19 protein-coding genes and 1 pseudogene are annotated in these 20,040 nt (G+C 64.5%); 6 read left to right on the top strand and 14 right to left on the bottom strand.

Annotated elements, in window-relative coordinates; all coding sequences use genetic code 11:
• Nucleotides 1-215: 215 nt before the first annotated feature.
• The 5 genes and pseudogenes from G1C97_RS11020 to G1C97_RS12365 all read right to left on the bottom strand — a co-directional run.
• Nucleotides 216-554: pseudogene (locus tag G1C97_RS11020) on the bottom strand (IS30 family transposase); the annotation flags it as partial.
• Between the two features lie 17 nt (nucleotides 555-571).
• The gene (locus G1C97_RS11015) at nucleotides 572-1,402 is read right to left on the bottom strand and encodes an IS3 family transposase (RefSeq protein WP_335341367.1); all 831 of its coding nucleotides are present in this window, start codon (nucleotides 1,400-1,402) and stop codon (nucleotides 572-574) included.
• 5 nt (nucleotides 1,403-1,407) lie between these two features.
• A complete protein-coding gene (locus G1C97_RS12375; RefSeq protein WP_240951130.1) occupies nucleotides 1,408-1,695 on the bottom strand; it encodes a transposase in 288 nt (95 codons plus the stop codon).
• A 29-nt stretch (nucleotides 1,696-1,724) separates the two neighbouring features.
• Nucleotides 1,725-2,243 carry an MBL fold metallo-hydrolase gene (locus G1C97_RS12370; protein ID WP_335341366.1) on the bottom strand — a complete coding sequence of 173 codons (519 nt, stop codon included), beginning with the start codon at nucleotides 2,241-2,243 and terminating at the stop codon, nucleotides 1,725-1,727.
• Between the two features lie 17 nt (nucleotides 2,244-2,260).
• Nucleotides 2,261-2,566, bottom strand: a complete 306-nt coding sequence (locus G1C97_RS12365; protein WP_240951128.1) for an MBL fold metallo-hydrolase — start codon at nucleotides 2,564-2,566, stop codon at nucleotides 2,261-2,263.
• 513 nt (nucleotides 2,567-3,079) lie between these two features.
• On the opposite strand from G1C97_RS12365, the gene G1C97_RS11005 reads away from it, so the two are divergent.
• From G1C97_RS11005 to G1C97_RS10995, 3 genes are all read left to right on the top strand, one after another.
• Nucleotides 3,080-5,116 carry a tyrosine-type recombinase/integrase gene (locus G1C97_RS11005; RefSeq protein ID WP_169241784.1) on the top strand — a complete coding sequence of 679 codons (2,037 nt, stop codon included), beginning with the start codon at nucleotides 3,080-3,082 and terminating at the stop codon, nucleotides 5,114-5,116.
• Between the two features lie 753 nt (nucleotides 5,117-5,869).
• Entirely contained in the window at nucleotides 5,870-6,877 is a 1,008-nt protein-coding gene (locus G1C97_RS11000) for a hypothetical protein (RefSeq protein ID WP_169241783.1), read from the top strand.
• A gap of 15 nt (nucleotides 6,878-6,892) precedes the next feature.
• Nucleotides 6,893-7,342 carry a hypothetical protein gene (locus G1C97_RS10995; protein WP_169241782.1) on the top strand — a complete coding sequence of 150 codons (450 nt, stop codon included), beginning with the start codon at nucleotides 6,893-6,895 and terminating at the stop codon, nucleotides 7,340-7,342.
• A 228-nt stretch (nucleotides 7,343-7,570) separates the two neighbouring features.
• Here G1C97_RS10995 and G1C97_RS10990 read toward each other — a convergent pair whose 3' ends face one another.
• From G1C97_RS10990 to G1C97_RS10975, 4 genes are all read right to left on the bottom strand, one after another.
• Nucleotides 7,571-8,098 (bottom strand): hypothetical protein, encoded by a 528-nt coding sequence (locus tag G1C97_RS10990; RefSeq protein ID WP_169241781.1) that lies wholly within the window; start codon nucleotides 8,096-8,098, stop codon nucleotides 7,571-7,573.
• A 430-nt stretch (nucleotides 8,099-8,528) separates the two neighbouring features.
• Entirely contained in the window at nucleotides 8,529-10,652 is a 2,124-nt protein-coding gene (locus G1C97_RS10985; RefSeq protein ID WP_169241780.1) for a hypothetical protein, read from the bottom strand.
• Between the two features lie 332 nt (nucleotides 10,653-10,984).
• The gene (locus G1C97_RS10980) at nucleotides 10,985-11,275 is read right to left on the bottom strand and encodes a hypothetical protein (RefSeq protein ID WP_169241779.1); all 291 of its coding nucleotides are present in this window, start codon (nucleotides 11,273-11,275) and stop codon (nucleotides 10,985-10,987) included.
• Nucleotides 11,269-11,481, bottom strand: a complete 213-nt coding sequence (locus tag G1C97_RS10975) for a hypothetical protein (protein WP_169241778.1) — start codon at nucleotides 11,479-11,481, stop codon at nucleotides 11,269-11,271. Before G1C97_RS10975 ends, G1C97_RS10980 begins: the two co-directional genes overlap by 7 nt.
• Before the next feature lie 1,341 nt (nucleotides 11,482-12,822).
• Here G1C97_RS10975 and G1C97_RS10970 point away from each other — a divergent pair.
• Nucleotides 12,823-13,491, top strand: a complete 669-nt coding sequence (locus tag G1C97_RS10970; RefSeq protein ID WP_169241777.1) for a hypothetical protein — start codon at nucleotides 12,823-12,825, stop codon at nucleotides 13,489-13,491.
• Nucleotides 13,492-13,524: 33 nt separating this feature from the next.
• Nucleotides 13,525-14,238 (top strand): hypothetical protein, encoded by a 714-nt coding sequence (locus G1C97_RS10965; protein ID WP_169241776.1) that lies wholly within the window; start codon nucleotides 13,525-13,527, stop codon nucleotides 14,236-14,238.
• Between the two features lie 239 nt (nucleotides 14,239-14,477).
• Here G1C97_RS10965 and G1C97_RS10960 read toward each other — a convergent pair whose 3' ends face one another.
• Nucleotides 14,478-15,119: a hypothetical protein gene (locus G1C97_RS10960; protein ID WP_169241775.1), complete on the bottom strand. Its 642-nt coding sequence runs from the start codon at nucleotides 15,117-15,119 to the stop codon at nucleotides 14,478-14,480.
• A gap of 265 nt (nucleotides 15,120-15,384) precedes the next feature.
• Between G1C97_RS10960 and G1C97_RS10955 the strand changes: the two genes are divergently transcribed.
• Nucleotides 15,385-16,101: a hypothetical protein gene (locus G1C97_RS10955; protein ID WP_169241774.1), complete on the top strand. Its 717-nt coding sequence runs from the start codon at nucleotides 15,385-15,387 to the stop codon at nucleotides 16,099-16,101.
• Between the two features lie 379 nt (nucleotides 16,102-16,480).
• On the opposite strand, the gene G1C97_RS10950 is transcribed toward G1C97_RS10955, so the two are convergent.
• From G1C97_RS10950 to G1C97_RS12360, 4 genes are all read right to left on the bottom strand, one after another.
• Nucleotides 16,481-17,113, bottom strand: coding sequence for a hypothetical protein (locus G1C97_RS10950; protein ID WP_169241773.1), 633 nt, complete (start codon nucleotides 17,111-17,113; stop codon nucleotides 16,481-16,483).
• A gap of 139 nt (nucleotides 17,114-17,252) precedes the next feature.
• Nucleotides 17,253-18,335, bottom strand: coding sequence for a hypothetical protein (locus G1C97_RS10945; RefSeq protein WP_240951131.1), 1,083 nt, complete (start codon nucleotides 18,333-18,335; stop codon nucleotides 17,253-17,255).
• Between the two features lie 11 nt (nucleotides 18,336-18,346).
• Entirely contained in the window at nucleotides 18,347-18,949 is a 603-nt protein-coding gene (locus G1C97_RS10940) for an ATP-binding cassette domain-containing protein (protein WP_169241771.1), read from the bottom strand.
• Complete coding sequence (locus G1C97_RS12360; RefSeq protein ID WP_240951127.1) at nucleotides 18,939-20,039, bottom strand: peptidoglycan-binding domain-containing protein; 1,101 nt, start codon at nucleotides 20,037-20,039, stop codon at nucleotides 18,939-18,941. The genes G1C97_RS10940 and G1C97_RS12360 overlap by 11 nt, the downstream gene beginning before the upstream one ends.
• Between the last annotated feature and the right edge of the window lies 1 nt (nucleotide 20,040).

The raw sequence follows: 20,040 nt of genomic DNA, 5'->3' as shown, positions 1-20,040 counted from the left end.
GGCAACCGTCAATATACTGGTCCGCTTTGTAGCCGGGTGTTGCCATAACAAGCTCAAGAACCGGGACATTCGGAATTGACGATATACGCTGAGGATCCGGATCACGCAGTATTCCTCCATGCGCGTGCAGGTCCCAAAATGCTTGATCGCAAGGCGGGTTCTAGTGATCGTTGCAACACCTTCGTTGCTGTCTGATCTGGTTGCGTTGGATCGTATCATGCCGCGTCGAGCAGATCGAGGACGGCTTCGGAGGGTTTCCGGAATCCGAGGATCTTCCTCGGCCGGTCGTTCATCTCCTCCGCGACCGCGTCCAGATACGCCTGTGAACACCCGCCCAGGTCGGCGCCCTTGGGGAAGTACTGGCGCAGCAGCCCGTTCGTGTTCTCGTTCGTGCCCCGCTGCCACGGGGAGTGCGGGTCGCAGAAGTACACGTCCATGCCCAGAGCGGTCGAGACGCGTTTGTGGAGCGCGAGCTCGCTGCCCTGATCCCACGTCAGCGAGTTGCGCAGATGTTTCGGGAGCCGTCCCATCTGGTCGATGATTGGATTGGCAACAGTGTGTTGGACTGTTTCTAGAGGGTTTTTCCTTGTTGTGTGAACTCCACGGGGCTCAGGTATCCGAGGGTCGAGTGGAGTCGTTGGTGGTTGTACCACCACACGTACCGGTTGACGTCCGAGCACAGTCGATCCACGCTCGTGTAGACGTTCCTGTGGATGAGCTCCTTCTTGACGAGCCGGTTGGTGGATTCCACCACCGCGTTGTCGTAAGGGCTGCCCGGCCTGGAAAGGGAACGCGTGATGCCGAACACGTCGAGCATGCGTTCGATGCGTTCCCCGGTGAACTCGCCGCCGCGGTCCGTGTGGAACACCTCGATCTCATCCAGGGGGAAGCGCAGCGCGGCGAACGCGGCCAGCACGAGATCGGTGTCATGCCTGACTCCCACGGAATGGCCGGCGATCTGCCGGTTGGCCAGGTCGCCGGGCAGGCAGACGTACGCCCAACCATTGCCCACCCTCACGTAGGTCAGATCGGAGGCCAGATGCGTGCGCGGCCTATAGCCGTCGAACTCACGGCCGAGGATGTTCGGGGCCGGATCGTCGTTCGGCTTCGACGGATGCGGCCGGTACCGGGCCCTCGAATACGAGCTCGCCATACCCCCGGCCTTCATGATCCGGTTGATGCGGCGGCGCGACATGACGATATGCTCACGGCGCAGCCGGGCCTTGATCTTCCTGGCCCCGTACACCTCGCCGCTGTCCCTCCACACGCGCTCCACATCGCCCTTATGGGGATCGACGCGTTCGGTCTCGGGGTGCTCGAGCATCCAGTAGTATGTCGACTTGGCAACGCCCAGGATCCTGCACTGCGCTGATACGGGGTAACGGCCGGCGTTGGACCGTATGACCTCTACTTTCGCGCGAATACCGGCGCCGCTTGTTTCAGAACATCCACCTCCATCTCCAACTGGCGGTTGCGTTTGCGCAATTCGACCGGCTCGTTCTCCTCGGGCGTGCGGTTGTCGGCCGCCCTGGTCGAGCCGCTGTTGCGGATCCCCCGCACCCACCGGTGCAGGGTGGAATGGCAGATGCCGTACTCGCGCTCGATCTCCACAGGCGGCTTGCCGTTCTCGTACAACTGCACGATCTGCCGCTTAAACTCCTCGGTGAACCTGCGCGGATGCCTCGGATCGGCCATGACCATCAACTCCTTCGTTGCCCAGTCCCTCAATGAACCGTCCAATACATTGGAGCCAATCCAAGCGGCGACAGGCTCTGCTCGCGGATCCATTCGAGCGAGGAGCGCTGCGCGTGACGGTCGTAGACGATGCCCGACGTAACCATGTCCCTCCATGATCGCGTGGCGTAGCCGCCGTCGGCGAACAGCAGTACGTACCGGCCCGACGGCGCCGTGATCTTCATGGCCACCTGACCGTCGGTGTGGCCGGGGATGTTGATGAGCTGCACGCTGCGGTCGCCGAACAGGTCGTAGGATCGTCCGGCGGGGCCCTCATGGTCGTTCCAGTCGTACAGGTCGAGGTCGATTCCCCTCCACCACGAGGCATTGAAGCGCACGAGACTGTTCGGGAACCGCGTGGCGCACCGCATCTCGTCCCTAGATACCATGATGCGCCGGGCGTTCCTCACGCCGCGCAGTCCATTCGCGTGGTCGCAATCGAGATGGGAGATCACCACCACGTCGAGATCAGCCGGGGACAGGTCCTGCGCGGCCAGCTGCTCAGGCACGGTCATCCCCGTACCCACTACACCTGGTTGACCCGGTACAGGGACCATGAGCCGAGAGAGCGGATCTGCGCCCCGCGGTCGTAGACGCCGCCCGGGCTCATGTCCCGGCCCCAGCCGGTGTCGAACAGGATACAGCCGTGCGGCGTGGTGACGAGGAACGCGCACACGGGCAGCCATATGCGCTTGGACGCGGGCACGAAATAGCCCGAACCGCGGACCAGTCCGCACCCGTTGCCGAAAGGCAGATCCGGTGAGACACGAACACGGCCGGCCACCATAACCTGAATGGAGATTGCTGAGTTGTTGGCACTGTTGTTGGTCATGGCTCCATTACAGAACGCCGTGTGATGGAGAGGCTTCGTTTCGCGCTACACAAAACGCGATTATGTCCACGATTGGCACCTGTGGCTTTCTCTCCGATCCAATCGTCCGTCACACCGGGCGCAGACCTCGGCGATGCACCGTTCCCGACACAGACCACGCCGCAACGGCCAGCGCTCCCCATTTGATGAGGGCCTTGGAATCACTGGAATTCCAAGGCCCTTTGCGCTATGAAGCAATCACTTCTTAGACGTTGGCGAGAACTTGAACTCGGTGAGTCTCAAATTCTACATGGTCTCGACCTTGTGGAATCGTTGGAACTATGCGGTTTGTGTTTCGCACAGAAAACGATTCGCACAGGTCTTTCGCACAGGAACCGTTCCACTCGGCTCCGCGCGAAAGCAAAAAATAGCCTGTCATCATCACGGTCTTTGGTGCCCAACATAGCACCGAACGGAGCCTGACTCACCGAGCCGGGCGGCAGGCGACCCGCAGAGCATGAAAGGGCAACGACCATGGCCAGCAGCAAGGACAGCGGCGACGCTTCGAAGAAGAGGAAGGAGAAGCGGGTACGCCGCAAGCCCATCGACTACCTGCCGAACGTGAGGCTCTACGAACCCACGAGCAACGACGGGAAGGGCAGGTACTGGCGCGCGAGGGTCACGCTGCCTGATGGACGGACCTCCGACGTGAACGCACCGACGAGGGACGCCGTGGTGGAGAAAGCGAAGGCGAAGCTGGGCTTCTACGTGCCTGGCGTGAGCACCTCATACCCCACGGTCCGCGAAGCCTGGGACCAGTACGCGAGGTCCGACGCGCACGACGCCTGGAACAGCGGCACCACGCAGACGAAGACCGCGCAGATGCGCCGCGTATTCCTCGCCATCGGCGACCTGAGCGTCATGAAGGTGACGCCGAAGGACATCCAGCGCATCGACCTTGAGGGCATCTCCACGAACCAGCAGACCCGGCTCAGGGCGAACGTCCGCGCGTTGTTCGACTACACGAAGAAGCTGTACGGCACGCAGGACGGGACCTTCTACGCGGGTCAGATGAAGGTGAACGCGAGCATCGCGAAGGAGAACGCCGCGAAGCGAGTCGTGAGCCTCGGCCTCATCCCCAACACGATGTACATCGCGTCCCTCATCACGCTCACCGCCTCCACGATGAACGTCACGCCGCTCGACACGGTCCTCGACGCCCATGACCAGATGATGCGGCTGCGCTCCCCGCACATGAAGCAGCTGCTCGACCCCGCCACCGCCTCCTCAATCGAGGACGGAACCGACAAAGAACCCGAGTGCATCACGACCATCGACCCGATCACCGGCGAGAAGCTGCGCACCAGCCCATGGGTCGATGTGCCGATGGAGGGGTACGTGAGGGCGAACCCCACCGACGACCTCTGGCGCAGGGGGCTGCCGGAGCAGTTCCTCATCAAGCCCTACGGCACACCCCACTACACGCGCGACATGCAGGGCTTCCTGCGCAGGCAGACCCTCGACCGTGCCGAGCGCTACCGCATGCTCGCCGCATGGTTCGGCATCGGCGCGGGCGGCGGCCTGCGCATCGGCGAGGAACTCGCGCTCCGCATCAGCCACCTCCTCACTCCCGCGCAGTCCGAGTTCCTGTTCGTCACGGCGCACATCCAACGATGGGACGAGGAGACCGAGAACGCATGGAAGATCGACGCCATGAAGCCCGGCCCCACGCGCGAGGGGTTCTACGGAGCCATCCGCGTGGACGAGCAGTTCACGCAGGTCGGTTCGACGTTCGCGCTCGGACTGCCGAAGTGGAACTCCCCCGGCAACATGAAGCGCCGAACCGTACACCTGCCGTACTACCTGCCGTCCCCGCTCCATTCCGGGGACAAGCGGAGCCTGCGCGAGCAGATAGCCGAGCACGCCCCCCGGTTCAAGCCGCACGACAACCCCGAGAACGACGCCTCGTTCTGGAGCAGCACGCCCACGGAGGTCGGCACCCTCTGGGCCGAGGGATACGTCCCCATCGGCTGGATCCTCCTGCAGCGGCTCACGGACCTGTGGAACAACAAGGCACTCGACCGCGCCTCCACGGACGCGCTCACACACGACGTGCTCCTCGGCGAGAAGCAGGCGAACTACCAGCGCATGCTCCTCTTCCCGACCCGCAAACCGGTGAAGGACAAGGAAGCCGCGAGGAACACGGACATCACACGACCCGAGGGATGGACCGGCCAGGTCAGCGTCATCCCCGGAACCGGCAACTACATCCATCCCTCGAACCTCCAGGCGGACCTGAACCCCATCTTCGACTACGTCAGCGCCCGGCTCCAGCTCTTCCCCGGCGCGTACCCGGAGGGCCACGACCCCGATGCGAAGGGCGGGCGCAAGGGATGGACGCACCATTCGCTGCGCCACTACATGGCGAGCAGCCGTATCGCCATGGGCGTTCCCCTCACGCTCATCAGCAGGGAACTCGGCCACGCGAGCCTCTCCACGACCATCAACGCATACATCCAGGTGCTGAACGAGGCGCAGGCATCCGTCCCGCCCAGCGGATTCGAATACTGAAGACACAAGGAGCAGACCCCGCCCGTGCGACTTCGCATAGGGGCGGGGCCTATGCGACTTCGCACAAGACGTGCCGCATGGCCATGCGGCACGAAAACGCAAAGCAAACGCAAAAAGCCATCAAAAATCGCAAGAAAAACGCAAAACCAGTATCAAACCGCCCAACCGGAAACTCAGGACCACCAGCGCCAGCCCTCGTTCTCCTCTTGGTTTGATTGGATGCGGACCACCAGTGCCGCGATTCGCCTTGTTCGCCGAGGCGCATACCTTCGTTCGGAACTGCCTTCGCACCGGCTTCTTCCTCCTGTGCGAAGTCGCACACACGCCTCGTTCACCCCGGCTGTGCGAAGTCGCACACGCCCATCATCGGTGCCGTGCGAGTCGCACAAGCGATTCCAGCCATCCCCCACGCCCAGCTGTGCGACGCATCGGAATCATCGGGAATGCGCGACCCGCGTTCCCGATGACCATCACGGGGCAGCGCATGGTGGCCACCGGTGGGTAGTCGCATTTCAGCAACACACCCAAGCCCTCGGAACCAGCCGCGCCACGGCGGGAACGGCAATCGAACAAACGTTCCGCAAACCACAAGCCAACGGGAAAGGCATCGCCGGAACCAAGCGGGACACCAGTCGAACAACAGTTCGAGGATGGGCGCGGATGGTCTGGAACCATTGGGTTTTCGTGGGGTATGTCGTGTGATACATTGGATCGCAATACTTCGTACATTTGTTCGATTGGTGGTGGTCTGGCATGATTGAGGTCTTCCATCTTGGCCGTCTCACGAACCGTCCCGAGCCTTGCGAGGACCCGAGGGGTTGGGCGAGGTGCGCCTGCGGCAGGCACTACCTGACGAGGCGCGAGGCCGTGGACGCGGGGATAGCCGCCGGTGCCGTGGATTGGATGAACTTCACCTTCCCTCGCCGTGCGAAGCCCGTGTGCGCCGTGACGCTCGGGACAAGCCGCCTACGCGAGCGAATCATGTCGGAGTGCCGGGAGCGCGTCTCATCGTGGAGGGCGTCCGGGCTGCACATCATCGACCTGCTGTCCCTGCTCGGCCTCGACCCGGAGCGGAGCCGGGACGCCGAGGCGATCGACCGCGTGGTGACCGCCTCGGACCTGCGCGGCCTCGCGGCGCTGGATTCCGAGCTGGACCGGGCGTACTCCACGCACCACTCCATGTGGATGAGCGAGGCGGACGAGGCGCTGTGGATGGGGTCCATGCTCGTGCTGCACGCGGCGATGGGCCAACCCGAGACATTGAGCCTCATGGCCGACCACCGACTCCGCCATCTATGGACGGAGGACCGGTATTGGAACCGGCGCACGCTGAACGAACGGACCAGCCCGAACGGATCGCTGGACCTGACGCCCGTCACGGGAGTGGAACGGTTCTCGGAGCGGATGCTCGAAGCCCAGCGGGAATCCGCGCTTGAACGGCTCGGCGCGGAACCGGAGTCCGCGAGGACGAGACTCCTGCGCGACGCGCTCGTGAACCGCGACTTGCCGGTGATGATGCGGGGCGGTGCCATCATCCCGAACACTGACGAGGCGATACGCCTATTCGGGGCGAGGAACCCAGGCGGCATTCTCACGGAGCATGAATCCGACCAGCTCGTGGAGCACGCCTCGTACTGCATCACGGCCACGGGCGAGGTGGACGTCGACTACGACGCGCCGGACCCCATGCGCACAATCGGGAACCCGCGCTCACGGCATGACCGGCGAATAGGAACGACGACGGGAACGGAAGGCAGGTGAAGAATGAGCACGGCAATGGGCAGGACCGGGGACCGGAACATCACCGACCTCGCGCTCCAATACATGGCCATCGAGGCCGAACGCAGGAGCATGGAGGCGGACGATTCATGGCGCACGCGCGTGGAGCGGCATGGGAGCGGCTACGTGCTCGACATCGTGAACCGGCGAGCCGACGCGGCGCGGTTCAAACTCAAACGGCAGGGACGCTGCTCGGCGCAGGACCAATGGAACCGGGGCATGTGGGGCACGCTGCTCCTCACCGCGCTCACCGTCACGCCCGAGGAGCAGGAGGAGTATGCGCGCACCAGCCCCAACGCGAAGCACGGTGCCAGGCTCGTGGCCATCATCGACCCGGAGCGCCTCGTCGTGCAACGCACCATCGACGCACCCGGCCCCGGCACGTACGAAGCCCTCTACATCGAAGGCAAACGCGGAGACCTCCACGACACCGGATACGCATGGTGAACCACACACCACGCACGCCCCGCACGACGCAGTGACGCACCGGGAAAACAAGCAAGGCAAGGGGCGAAGCGCGGTCGCGAGTGGTCCGCGTCGTTCCGGGCCTGGCAGTTCGAGAAAACCTAGGGCCACCCGCGCCGCAGTCGTCTGCGGAAAAATAGCGGAGGCGGGGAACATCCCCGTTGATGCTCCCCGCCTCCGTTTTGCGTCATATCGGCGCGTAGGCGCGTGTCAGTCGTCGGCTCGTTCGATGCGGCTCCTGACGGACTGTGCGATTGCCTCGATCATGCTTCCGTAGGGGTCCTCCTCATCAGTGTCCCTGTGCGGGTATCCGCGAACCCAGCTGTTCCAACCATCCGCGTACCTGAGCTGGAGCGCCGTGCTGTTCCAGTCGCTTGCTTCCTCGCGCGTATCGTCCCGCGCATCGTACGTGAACTCGTCGCCGGACTCTACCTCGTCGCGGTCTTCGTTCGTGGCCCATACGAGGAGGACGCCGAGGCTCGTGACCTCGGAGTCGGATTGGTCGTCGGCGTAGTCGGGGTCTGCGTCGGGGTCGTAGTCTGCGTCGGCGTTGTAGAGGTACAGGATTCCCCAGTCGGTGTCCTCCGGTTCGATGGCGATACCGCCATCGGGGACCTCGTACTCGTGGGAGAAGTCCCAGTAGCCCCACCGGCTGCCGCTCCCCATGTAGTAGCGCTCGCCCCCGGCCTCGCGCAGCTTGTCCATCACGTCATCGGCGATGCTCTTCAGCGTTGTCATTTCCTTGTCCTTTCATCGTTGGCCGCCGGTTCTCCCCCGGCGTTCTGTTGCCCGTGGAATACCGCAAATTCACGCGCATCCTTGGGTCCGTCCTCGCACGGAGCGGGTCTTCACGCCCGTCCCTCGCGGATTCAACGGCAACGCTACCCGCGCTTCAAAGCCGCCGATGAATGGGTTCAAGCAAAGAAGTGATGGAACGGTGAAGAGTGCCGTGTGAGGCTTTGTCCCGCTTGGGGACCGGTGATGAAGCATACGGTCAACCACAAGGGAACGCCGGGAGCGGGCGCGGATGGTCTACGTCGTTCCGAATCCGGAAAGCAAGGGAAACCTTGGGCCACCCGAGCCGCGTTTCGCCTGTTTCCTTGGGCTGATTGGCCTGAGGCCACTCGCGCCGTATCGAATCCCGTTCGTGTCTGGCGGTCGTGCTGGGTCAGTGCTTGCCGAACATGCCGTCGAAGAGGCGGATGATCTCCTGCTTGTGCTTCAGCAGGGGCGCGTAGTCGAACCGCGTCTCGTAGGTCTCCTTGGTCTTGAGGAAGCTGGAGCCGGAGTCGGGATGCCTCCAGTTCATGTATAGCTCCCCGGCTCGGGCGAACACCTCGGTCGGAGCGAGGTAGCGTTCGGGGTTGGTTCCACCCATCTTCTTCCGGTCGATGTTGTCCTTGTAGTCGCGCACGATGCTGCGGAACTTGGGGTCCATGCTGAGCTGCCCGTCCTTGGCCTTCGTGTAGTCGAGGTTGTGGAAGTACTCGTGCGTGAGGCTGTCGGGATGTCTCGGGTCGACGATGACCTCCCTCATGCCGGGGAAGTAGAGGCCCGTGGCGTTGTGGTTGCCGGTGAAGCGGAACCGGAAGTTCGTGTCGTGGTCCACCTGCTCGGGGAGCGTGCGGCTCCAGCCGTCGAACTCATGGTCGAGCTGACGGAACTTCGCGAGGTCGGCGCTGTCATCAAGCTCCATGTGGCGACCGCCGAAAATGCGGGCGAAGCTGCTGGAGCGGATCGCCATGTCGTGCGCCTCGTCCCTGTTCTTCTTGTATTCGAAGACCTTCGCCCTTGAGGCGCTGTTGGCGCGTTTCGCGTACGCGCGGTTCATCTGGCCGTTGGATTCGTCGTCGAGGATGTTGCCGATGGCACGGCGGTACCTGCCGCACTGGTCCTCGACGCATACCCTCGCGGATCCGGACCACCGCTTCACGTCCCGCTGCAGCCGTTCGAGGTGCGCGACCCGCTTGGATGGCGAGCCGTCCGGGTCGCGTATCTCGCCGATCCGCCGGTCGCACCAGTCATGCACCTGCTGCGCGTAGTCCATCGCCTGCTGCGCCGTGGCGATGGTGGCGTCGTCCCCGAGGTCGAGCACCGGGAACCCGGAGGGGTCCGCGCCGCTTCCCTTCACGTGGTCCGCGACGCTCCGCATGAGGCTGGCGGTCGCGTCGCCGCTGATGGAGTCGGGATGCCACTTCCAAGCGTGGTTCGCAGCCGCCCATTGGCTGTCCCTGCCGGGTTGGAGCATGACCTGCACCACCTCGGCGCGTGCGCTCGGCGCGAGGCCGGGTTCCCTGTCCATCTCGCGGGCGACCGCCGATGCGGCGAGCACGGAACCGAAGTTCAGGCTGCGGAGGTTCTGCCCGGTGCCACGGAAGTAGGCGTTCGGGTATAGGTTCTTCGTGGTGCGTTTGCCGCGCGTCACGAAGATGACCCGGTCGTTCGTCGCGTCATAGTAGGTGGCGGATTCCTTGTCGCCCGACTCCAACGCGCGGTTCGCGTGGAAGCGCTTCACCTCCTCGGCGCGACGGCGCAGGAAGTCGTCGCGCGTGGCACGGTTCGGGAACCGCTGGCTCGTCGGCTGCCCCTCGGCGGGCGAGTATGGGTCGAGGGGTTGGATGTCGGCTCCGGGGTACAGGGACCGGAGCGCGTCGAGCGTCGCCGTCGCCCTGTCGCCATCGAAGTTCCTGTCGAGGTACGTGGCGAGCCTGCCGTTCGCCTTCGCCACGTCATCCGTGGAGCGTAACTCCGGGACCTTGCCGTGCCGGTCATCCATGAGCGGGATGCGGTCCGTCAGGAGCGTCGTGATGCGCTCGGAGCGAGCCTCCCCCGCCGCACGCTCCTCCTCGCTGGGTTCCCCGTCATCCACCGGCCCGGAGACGACAGGCGCGGATCCGCCGCCATCACCCGGCTCGTCATTCTTCCGAAGAGCGCGGTCATTCCCGCGCTTGCGCAGGCCGCCCGTCGCGGATTCCTCCCCGGACTCGGATTGGGATCGCTCCGCCTCGTAGGTGCGCTGCTCGGCGGCCTCGATGCCCGGCTGCATCTCCGCGAGCGCGTCCAGCCACACGCCGTCCGGCACCTCATGGCCGACGCCGAGTCTGGCCAGCGGTTCCGGTAGGGGCACGCCGAGGTCGTCCTGGTAGTGCTGGAGTACGGACCACTGGCGGATGGCCCTCGTGGAGTCGAACTCCCTGTGCGCCGCCTCGCCCAACGGGCAGGCGCGCTTCGTTGCGCGGCAGGCCCTCCACACGGATTCGCCAGTCTTGCTTCTCGTCAGGTGCGCCCTCATCGCAATCCCCCAATCCACTCACAAAGCCACAACGCGCGGGGCGCGATTCTCTCGCCCGCGCAACAACAACGGGGCGGACCGCCACCGGCGACAGCTGGGGCGACCCGCCCAATGACGAATCAATATCCCCACGACAGGAACCGTCAGGGACCACACGGAGCGCCGCGCAGGTGGTCTGCGTTGTTTGGAATGAATCATGCGCAGGAAGACCCAAGGCCACCCGCGAGCGCGACACGTGCGTCGCCGGTCTGATTGTCAAAGACCACTCGCGAGCGCGCCTTGCCTATTCGCCGGTCTGATTGTCGGAGGCCGTCCGCGCCGCGTCTTTCCGCCTATTCTGTCATGCTTTCGCGGTTTTGTTGGTTCTCCTCGTCGGGGTTCCATTCAGGTAGGTCGAGGCTTGCCCTTGCCTCGTTCAGGTCGAAGGGGAGGTCGGGTAGTGTGCTGTGCTGGTAGAGGTCGGGCCTGGCGATGCGCAGAAGCATGGTGACGGCCATGCCTTCGGCGAGGAGGTGTTGGTCACGGTGCTCGATGAGGTGGTCTCGGCATTCCTTGCGTTTGATGTTGTATACGGTTCCGTCGCGAAGCATCGTGACGGTGTTTCCGGTCCTAGTGTTCACCATGACCTTGTACTCGTCGCGGCCCAGCGCTTCTTCAGCTCCGGCGTGCTCTGAAACACGACCCTGCGGTAGTCGCCCGCCTCGTCGGGCAGGTCGGGTATCGGTGCGGGTTTCGGCATGATTCGGTCCACGAGCGCTTCGATGGCGGCGTCCTGCCGCTTCTCATCGTTCTTCGTGTTCCTTGTGTTCTCCCTCAGCGCCTCGCCCATGGTCTGCCTCCCTATCCGCTCGCCTATCGGCGTGCTGCCTTGGCGGGGTTTCCCTTCCCCGCCTTGTTTCCCGTCATTGGCGTATCCGGTCGGAGCCGGGGCCTGCATGGAGGCGGATCATCGAGGACCGGGTCGGCCTTGCGCGTCGCGGTGCGTCTGGATGGTGGATGTGGTTCCCCACCTGCTTAATACGGCGCATGGGGAAGTGACGTGGGGCGGGTTCGCGCACTTCGTCGCGGCGCTTGGCCGTGGCCGTTCCGGCCCCTCCTCCCGACTGGCACGGTGGTGGATGACTCGCATGGGACTTCGCATACGAGCGCCGTGGGGAGCCGGTCGGCGTTCCGTCGGGTCAACGATACGACGATGCACGGTTCGGCTCGCCGGTGACGCTCCGGACGGTTCCGACCGTCGAGCATTCCTGCATGGATGCCGCAAAGCCCTGCCATTGGTCTGGTCATGGAAAAGTGCACGGGACGTCGAGGCCATTCACCACGCCGCCGACACTCGATTCGATGAGCATCGACCGCCCCAGCTCCCCCGCCATACAACTCAATCGGCGATGATTCGACCCGGTTCCATCGCCATTCCATGGCGCATGGGCGGGGCAAATCGACAGTCAGACCAGCAGGATGAGTCTGACGCAATCAAAACAGGCGAAGAAATGGGTTCTCTGTGTATTTCCGTTCGATTCCGTGCGCTCCGAACATGATTTGTGAAGATTCCGTGACAAGCGGCCTCTCGTCTCACCATTCGACCATCGTCTCATTTTCAGGCACCGTTTGCCCCGGAAATGCACCCCGCAGCAAGTGAACAATACCGAACATTCCCGAACACAAACCGCAAACCGAACAGAATATACACTATCGGTTCTTTTCGCGGGTCCTGGTACCCCGCATGATTTTTCGATTCCCCCACCCGATTGGTGCGCACAATGTACCACCGCACCGGCGAAACCGCAACCCCGCCGAAACCAACCAAAACGACCATCATTCTCGCCGGAAACCAACGGACAGGCACGAGAGGGAGCGGCGGCGAGGAGCACGCCGAGTCACGACGCGGGGCGGTCCGCGTCGTTCGCCGCCCATCGCCCTGGATAGCCAAGACCACCAGCGCCAGCACCTGCCCTTCCCCTGTCCCACTTGGGGTTCGCGTCCACTCTTCACAGTTCCATCACTTCTTTGGTTTTGCCTGTTCCGTGGCACTTGTCCGTTCGCCGGATGATGGGGGCATCGGTTGCGGGAACGGCCCGCGACGGGGAATCGCCGGGTTCGGCGATTGGAGCACAACGCCACGGATGGCGGGAAGGAAGCAGAAGAGATGAATCATCGGTATGGGACGGGCATGACCGCGAAGAGGGACGAGGTGGCGCGCGCCGCCGTGAACCAGTGCCTCATGGACAGGGCATCGAGGCAGCTTGAAGCGCTGCTCGCCTCCTGCGACCCGCAGCGCGGGTACGACGCGGATCGTGGTCTTGGCGCGCTGGGCTTGAAGCTCATCCAGCAGGTCCAGAAGGGCACGAAGGCCTACCGGTTCCTCAGCGCCTGCGGGTACATGGACAAGGAGAAGGTCGAGCGCATCGATTCGGTGCTCGACGCATGGGATTCGTCGCGCGCGGCGCAGCTGTTCTCCGGCAAGCTGCCCGGCTCGAAGCGATGGGCGAGGATGCGCGACGGTCTTGACGACCTCATCACCGAGGCTGCAAAGCTCGGCACACCGGGCACGATCTACAAGGACGTGCTGCGCGACAAGCCCAGCAACCTCCTGTTCCTGCGCAGGCTCGTGTGGCGCGCCCACCCGCAGGGCGACGACAGGGGTAGGTGCATCAGCCTTGGCGCCTACAACGATGGGGAATCCATCGGCAGCATCACCGTCGATCTCCTCGCGAACGCGCACCCCGACCACCAGCTACTTCAGTACATGGAGGAGGACCGGTTCATCACCCGCGAGGAACGACTCGCCATCCAAGCGAAGGGATGGGGCGCGCTGCACCGGGACGGCACCATCCACTGACACGAACGACGAGGGGAAGGAGGGGAACCAGGCATGGCGCTTGACGACGAGGACAAGCTGGAGCTGCTGAACCAGCGCGTGCGGGGCTGGGCGAACGCCGCGCTGTCCAACTGGGCGGCGCTGGGCGATTGGGTCTCGATCCTCGCCAACCCCGTCATCCCCGAGGGGAGCCGTGGCGCGGCACGCGACCTCGTGCGGGGCATGTGCCGTGGACCCGTCCTCTCCAGGCGCGCGAGCCTCGAAGGCTACCGTCAGCGGTTCCTCAAACCAGCGGACCTGAAGCGCAGGGACCAGTATGGCGCGTGCATCAACGACGTGCTCCACACGTTCGACATCGCGCAGGGACTCGAGCCCGCGTTCCCCACCACGGAATCCGTGTGGGACACCGACAACCTCGACCGGCTCCTCCACGGCCAGGCCATCGGCGAAGAGGACCGGCTGCTCCTCGCCGAGCACGGCCTCGCGGCGGTGGACGACACGGGACTGCCTCGACGCCTCCACACACCCGGCACCGCGAACCCGCTGGCCGACCAGCCGGAACACCGACCAAGCAGGAAAGACCTCGCCGGACCATGCCCGACCGACGACACCGAAGACGAGGAGGAACCGGCAACCGAGGAGCGCCAGGAGGAGGAAGCGGGGCAGGACGCGAGGACCGCCACCGTTCAGGAACTCCTCGTCACGCTCCGCAACGACCCCACCATCCTCGACGACCTACTCAGCCTCGTCGAACCCGCCGGAACATGACCGCACAATCAGGAGGGGAGAACGGGAAGGAAGAGAAGAACTGGCGCTGATGGCCTTGGTTTTTCGGTGACCGTCACCCCGCATGGAAAGACCTCAAACCACCAGCGCCGCGTTCCGTTTTGCTCTGTTCCGATTCCGGCTCGGATCATAGCGAGGCGGGCACCGGGTAGTTGGCCCTGTGCGCCCGCCTTCGTCGGTTTCTTGTGAGGCGTGGCCGTTCAACTGCGGTGGGTTCCCGTTCATTGTCGGGCTGTTGCGACTCCTGCGCTCCTGTCCTGCTCATATCGGGCGGGACCTGAATGGTGCCGTCCCCGGGGTCGAGGGCGATTGCGCCGTACGTGCGGAGCGTGTTCCATTTCTTCCTTGGTGATGACGCCTTGCCATATGAGGACCCAGATGGTATCGATTCGCCCCTCGTCGAGTAGCGGTTTCACGTCCTCCTCGCTGAGAGGCCGGCTCACCCGCCCGTTCGGTCCACGGTTCCTTCGTCTGAACGGCACCCCGGGAATCGTGAGCCAACGCTCCGGAACACCATGCTCCACCAACAGCCGCTTATCCGGCTCCGTGAGCACACCGCTCCTGACGAGGCTACGGAAGTAGGCCATGCCGTATCGGCTACGCGCCTCCCCCGTGACCGACTTGACCGGGATGGACTGCACATCGTGGAGAACCTCATCGAAAAGGAGCAGGAAGTCATGCGCGTTCGCCTCCTTCTTGCCCTTCGCGTAGTTCGCCATCATGTAGTCCACACGCACCGACCCGTAGTACGCACGGAACGCAGCCTCACGACACCACGGCAACGACTTCCCATTCATCGCATCGATGAGCCGCGACTCCTCCGACGTGGGTTCGCGCTTCATCCGATGCGTCTGAACACTCATTCAATCACCGATGCCGGGAATCATGAGCCGTCCACGGGCCGCGACGCGTACACGACCATTCAACCCGTCGAGCCACGCGCCAGCCTCACCGGACAGCTTTCCAGCATCCACCATCCAGCCATCGGAACACCTCACAATCCTCCAATAGGAAAGAACATCGAATATGAACGAGTCAAAGTCAGCACGAGCGCCGCCAAGGCGCTCGCCAACACCGAAAATATCCGCACAACAGCAGCACAACGCACCACGAATCAAGGAGAAAACAATGTCCAGCGGAACCGGAAGGAGCAGCATACTCCCCGACCCGAAGCTCATGGCGCTCGGCTCCATCATCAGCCTGAACGCGCGGCTCATGCTCGACGTTACGCCCGGCCCCACCACGCTCATGCTCAGCGTGAACGACGCGCTCGCCAACGCCGGGGTCCCCACACGCGCTACGGACGGCTCATACCTCACCGCGTACGCGGCCATCCTCGACACGTACGTGAGGGGCGACCTGCGCGGCGGTCTCGTCCAAACACACCGATACCTCGACGAAACCGGAGCCGACCCGAGAACCATCACCGTATGGAATCACCTGACCATACCCGACCTGCTCCTCATCACCGCACGAGCCGAAATCGAACCACGCCTCACCATGCAGGACCTTACCGATACAGAGCACCTCACCCGCTACGTCACAGCGGGAATCCTCACACCCGAGCAGGCCATCAGCATCCACCACCAAGGCACCGACGCCATCCACGACGGACGAATCCTCACCACCAGCCCCGCCGACCTCACGCCAGACGAGCAACATCAATACGAGGAGTGGCGCTCGCTGGACCTCCCCGCACGCCCAACCACGTATGCCAGCATCCCAGACCCGGCAGCCGGAGGAGCCACCGGCGCGGGGAACCCGATGAAGCGAGGGACGAGGTGGCGGCACGAGCAGCAGATCAGTGAGGAGACCACCACGCACATAGCGAATAGACATATATAAATTGAGTCAAAAACCAACAGGTTTGCTTTGCGAGACTTTGCAAAACCCAAAAACGGCGCCCCACACCGGTGTGGGGCGCCCTTCTCCTTGCCGGGCAACCAGTGGGAAGACCAACCACAGAACAGGACGAACGAAGAAGCAAGAAGCCGAGGAGCAATGCAAGTGGAACAAGGAAGGGCGCGGTCGCAAGTGGTCTTGAGCATCAGGGATGTATTGTTCGAGGGAATGACGGGCCCGGGGAAAACCGCCACCACCAGCGCCCGCTCTTCCCCTTTCCTAGTAGTGATTTGACGACCGGCACCGCCGACGGTTCCATCAGTGATGGCCCCGATGCCGGGGGGCATTGCCCGACTTGCCCATGCCGCGCGTCGGGTATCGTTCACCAGCGTTTCCGGATCCTTGGGTTCCGTCGCCGGTACTCACGCATGTCCTCCAGTACCCCGAGCTTGGTGGAGATGAGGGATTGCCATTCACGCATGATGCGGTACGCGGGCGGACCGAGTATCCTACGAGTATCGTTACCGACCGGTTCCCGCAGCACCGCGCATAGCGCGTCAAGTTCGACGCTCATCGGGTAGCGGCGGTCATTCCACTCGTTCCAGTAGGCCGTGATGCTCGCCATGAGCCACGCGCACCACGAATCCGCGTCCGTGAACGCCGGGCGGATCGGCACCGCGAGGTCCAGACCATTCCAGTCATGACGGCTCATGAGGAGCAGCAGAACCTTCTCGCCCTCGGAGCCGGTGCCTGCCCTGTTGCTCATTCCACGCAGGATGGCGAGGAGCGGGTTCGGTTCGTCGGGCGGCGCGATCCGGCACGCCTCCCCCTCGTCCATACTGAGGACTCCATCCAGTGCGAGCATGAGCTGAGAGGTGAGGGTTACGCCCGCAACGCCAGTCACGGTGTGTAGGGTTCCCGCCTCCTGCATCAGGATTTCCTGCATCGGGCCATACCCGGCTCCACGAATCATCGACCAGTACCCGGCATCATCAAGCATGGCTACGCCCTCCACTCAGTTCAGTGCAATGTCAGGCGACCACCACCAGGAGCCGGTCTCGTGGCAACGATCATAGCGCGGCAACCGGCACGACGCGCTCGCCAAAACAATCCCCGCAAACCACGAGGAGAGGGAGGCTCCGGAACCTAACCTGTCAGCGTTCTTTGAAGTAGGTGAAGAGGTGTCGTTCCTTGATGTGGAGGGTGGTGATGGTGGTGGCGAGCAGGTAGGCGGTGTTGGTGGTGATGGTGGTTTGTATGGCGTTGAGGGTGATGGCGGTTCGGTCGGTGGTGTCGATGAGGAGTCTGGCGGCGGTCATGTCGATGGGCAGGCTGATGGCGGTGGCGAGCAGGATGGTGATGCCGGTTTCGATGATGATCTGCGTGGCGAGTGCGGGTTTGGGGACGCCGCAGTGCAGTGCGGAGGCGATTTCGAGCCGGCGGCCGCGTATGAGGAGGTATCCGATGGCGAGGGCGATGAGCGCGCCGCAGGCGGGTAGGATGCGTGTGGAGCGTTGCCGGTAGAGGGTTTGTCCGTCGAAGCCGTCGCCTTTGGTGGTGTTGAGCTGGCCGAGGGTGGGTGCGTCGCCGCCGGTGGTTTTCGCGTTCGGGGTGAGGGCGGACCAGAGGGCGTTGCGTGTCTGGCTGGTTTGCGGCCAGGTCTTGGCCCAGCAGGCGTCGAACGTGCCGGTGGCGGGGGTTTCCTCCATGAGCGCGTACGCGTATCCGGGGGTGCGTCCGTCGTCGGGGTATTGGTAGACGCCTTTGACGTGCGCGGTGCGCCCGTCGGCGAGGCCGATCGTGCCGCCGGTGGAGGTGCCGAGCGTTTCGGCGACTTGTTGGGAGGCGATCAGTCCGGTCGTGTTCGTGTCCTGTTTCGTGTCGAGGAGTCTGGCCAGTCCCGGGGTGATCTGGTAGAGGGGTGTGGTGGTGTCGGGCAGTGCGGCGAGGGTGAGCGGGTCCGTCGTACGGATCGCGCCGGCGGCCTGGACGCCTGTGAGGCTGGTGAGGCGTTCGCAGGATGCCGCGTCGATGCCGTCGGACGCGTTGAGCACGAGGATGTCGGCCCCGGATTGCCGGTATGCGCTTGCCTGATTAAGGATGGCCGAGCCGGCGGCGATGTCCATGACGCCCATGCCGGCGGCGGTCAGGGCCAGGGCGAGGACGGCCGGGGCGAGGCGGGCGGCGCCGCTGGTGATGGAGCGCCATGCCTCGGAGATGACGGAGGTTGCTTTCATCGTGGTGTGGTTCATTGGTAGTTCTTCAAATCGATGATGTCGGTGCACGCGTCGCGCGTGTTCGGGTCGTGGGTGGAGACCACGACGATCGTGTCGTTGCGGGCGATACGGGAGAGTGATTCGCTGACCGTGGCCGCGGTGTGCATGTCGAGCTGGGCGGTGGGCTCGTCCACGAGCATGAGCGATGGCTGGGCCGCGAACGCGCGGGCGAGCATGAGGCGCTGGGCCTCGCCGCCGGACAGTTCCGCGAACCTGCGGTCGGCGACCCGGGTCAGGTTGAACCGGTCCATGAGCGTGCGCGCCTGTTCCTCGGCCTCGCGGCGCGGGAGCCCCTTGGCGAGCAGGGGCAGGCTGACGTGGTCGATCGCGGTGCGTTGGGCCACGCCGTGCGGGTTCTGGAAGATCCAGCGCATCGATTCGATGCCCTGTCGGGTCACTTGGCCTGCGGCGGGCGTGGTCCAGCCGGCGATGATGCCGAGCAGCGTGGACTTGCCCGCGCCGCTCGGCCCGGTCAACGCGTACACGTGCCCGGGCGTGAGGCTCGCGGTCAGATCGTGGAACAGGAGCGGACCGTCGGCGTACCGGTGGCCGACGTGGTCGAGGTCAACGCGCATCGCACGCCGCCTGTCCCGGATCGGCCTTGATGCGCGCGGGAGCCTTGCCGTCGATCGTGACCAGCGTGCGACCCAATGAGCTGCCGGCCACGTGCGCCTTGACGCTCGTGCCGTCGGTCGCCACCACGCATCCGTCGCTGCCCTTGAGCCCGGTGAGGGCGGACGCGGGCACCGAGTACACGCCGATCGGCTTTTTGAGCTTGTAGGTCACGGTCACGCTCGTAGTGTCCTCGCCGTCCTTGCGCGCGCCCGTGTACGTGGACCATCCCGCCATCGCCTGCAACGCGGCCGTGTCCGACACGATGCCGTCGTCGCCGATGGGATAGTCCTTGCCGTTGATCTCGACCACGCGATCGCCCTGGATGCGGCCGTCCGGCAGGGACGCGGCCTTGACCGACGCAACCCCGGCCAGGCCGCGGAACGCGGGCGAATCCGTCGAATCGCCGGTCACGGTCGAACCCAGCGACGCCGCGCACGACACGCTCATCGCCTGCGCGGGCAACCACACCGCCAACGCGCGGGATAACGCGCCCTGCTGGACTCGGGCCGCCGCCGCGGCCGTGCCGGCGTTCGCCGCGTACAGGCGCCGCCACGCGTCCCACGTGGCCCAGTCGAACACGCCCGACCGAGAGCCGCCGTAGCTGAGCGCGGCCAGCTCGTCCTGCAACGCCGTCACGTCGTCGCCCTTGTCCCCGTACGCCAGATCACGATACAGGGGCGTGTCCGTGTGCAGGCTCACCAGAGACGTGCCGTCCACGTCGTACTCGTGCGACCCCGAACGCACCACCCCGTCCGCGGGACACGACGCGAACGTGACCCTGCCCGACACCGGGAACGCGACCCCGCTGGCCGGCGACGCCGTCACGTCCACGTTCAGGGAACGCGCGTCGTCGAACTCCTCCGACCCCAACGCGAGACTCCCCGCATCCGTGGAAGCCGACAGGGACGGCGGCGTCGCCGTCCGCTCCAACCCCACGGCCAGGCCCATGCCCGCCGCCAGACACGCGGCCATGCACGCCGCCACGAACCCCGCGCCGTTCACCCGCCGACGCGTGCGGGCGCTGTTCTTTCCCGATCGAAACACGAGCATC

This window comes from Bifidobacterium olomucense (assembly GCF_012932375.1).
In the GTDB taxonomy this organism is placed as follows: domain Bacteria; phylum Actinomycetota; class Actinomycetes; order Actinomycetales; family Bifidobacteriaceae; genus Bifidobacterium; species Bifidobacterium olomucense.
Note: the sequence above shows the minus strand (reverse complement) of the source record. Positions and strands in the feature narration are given on the sequence as shown.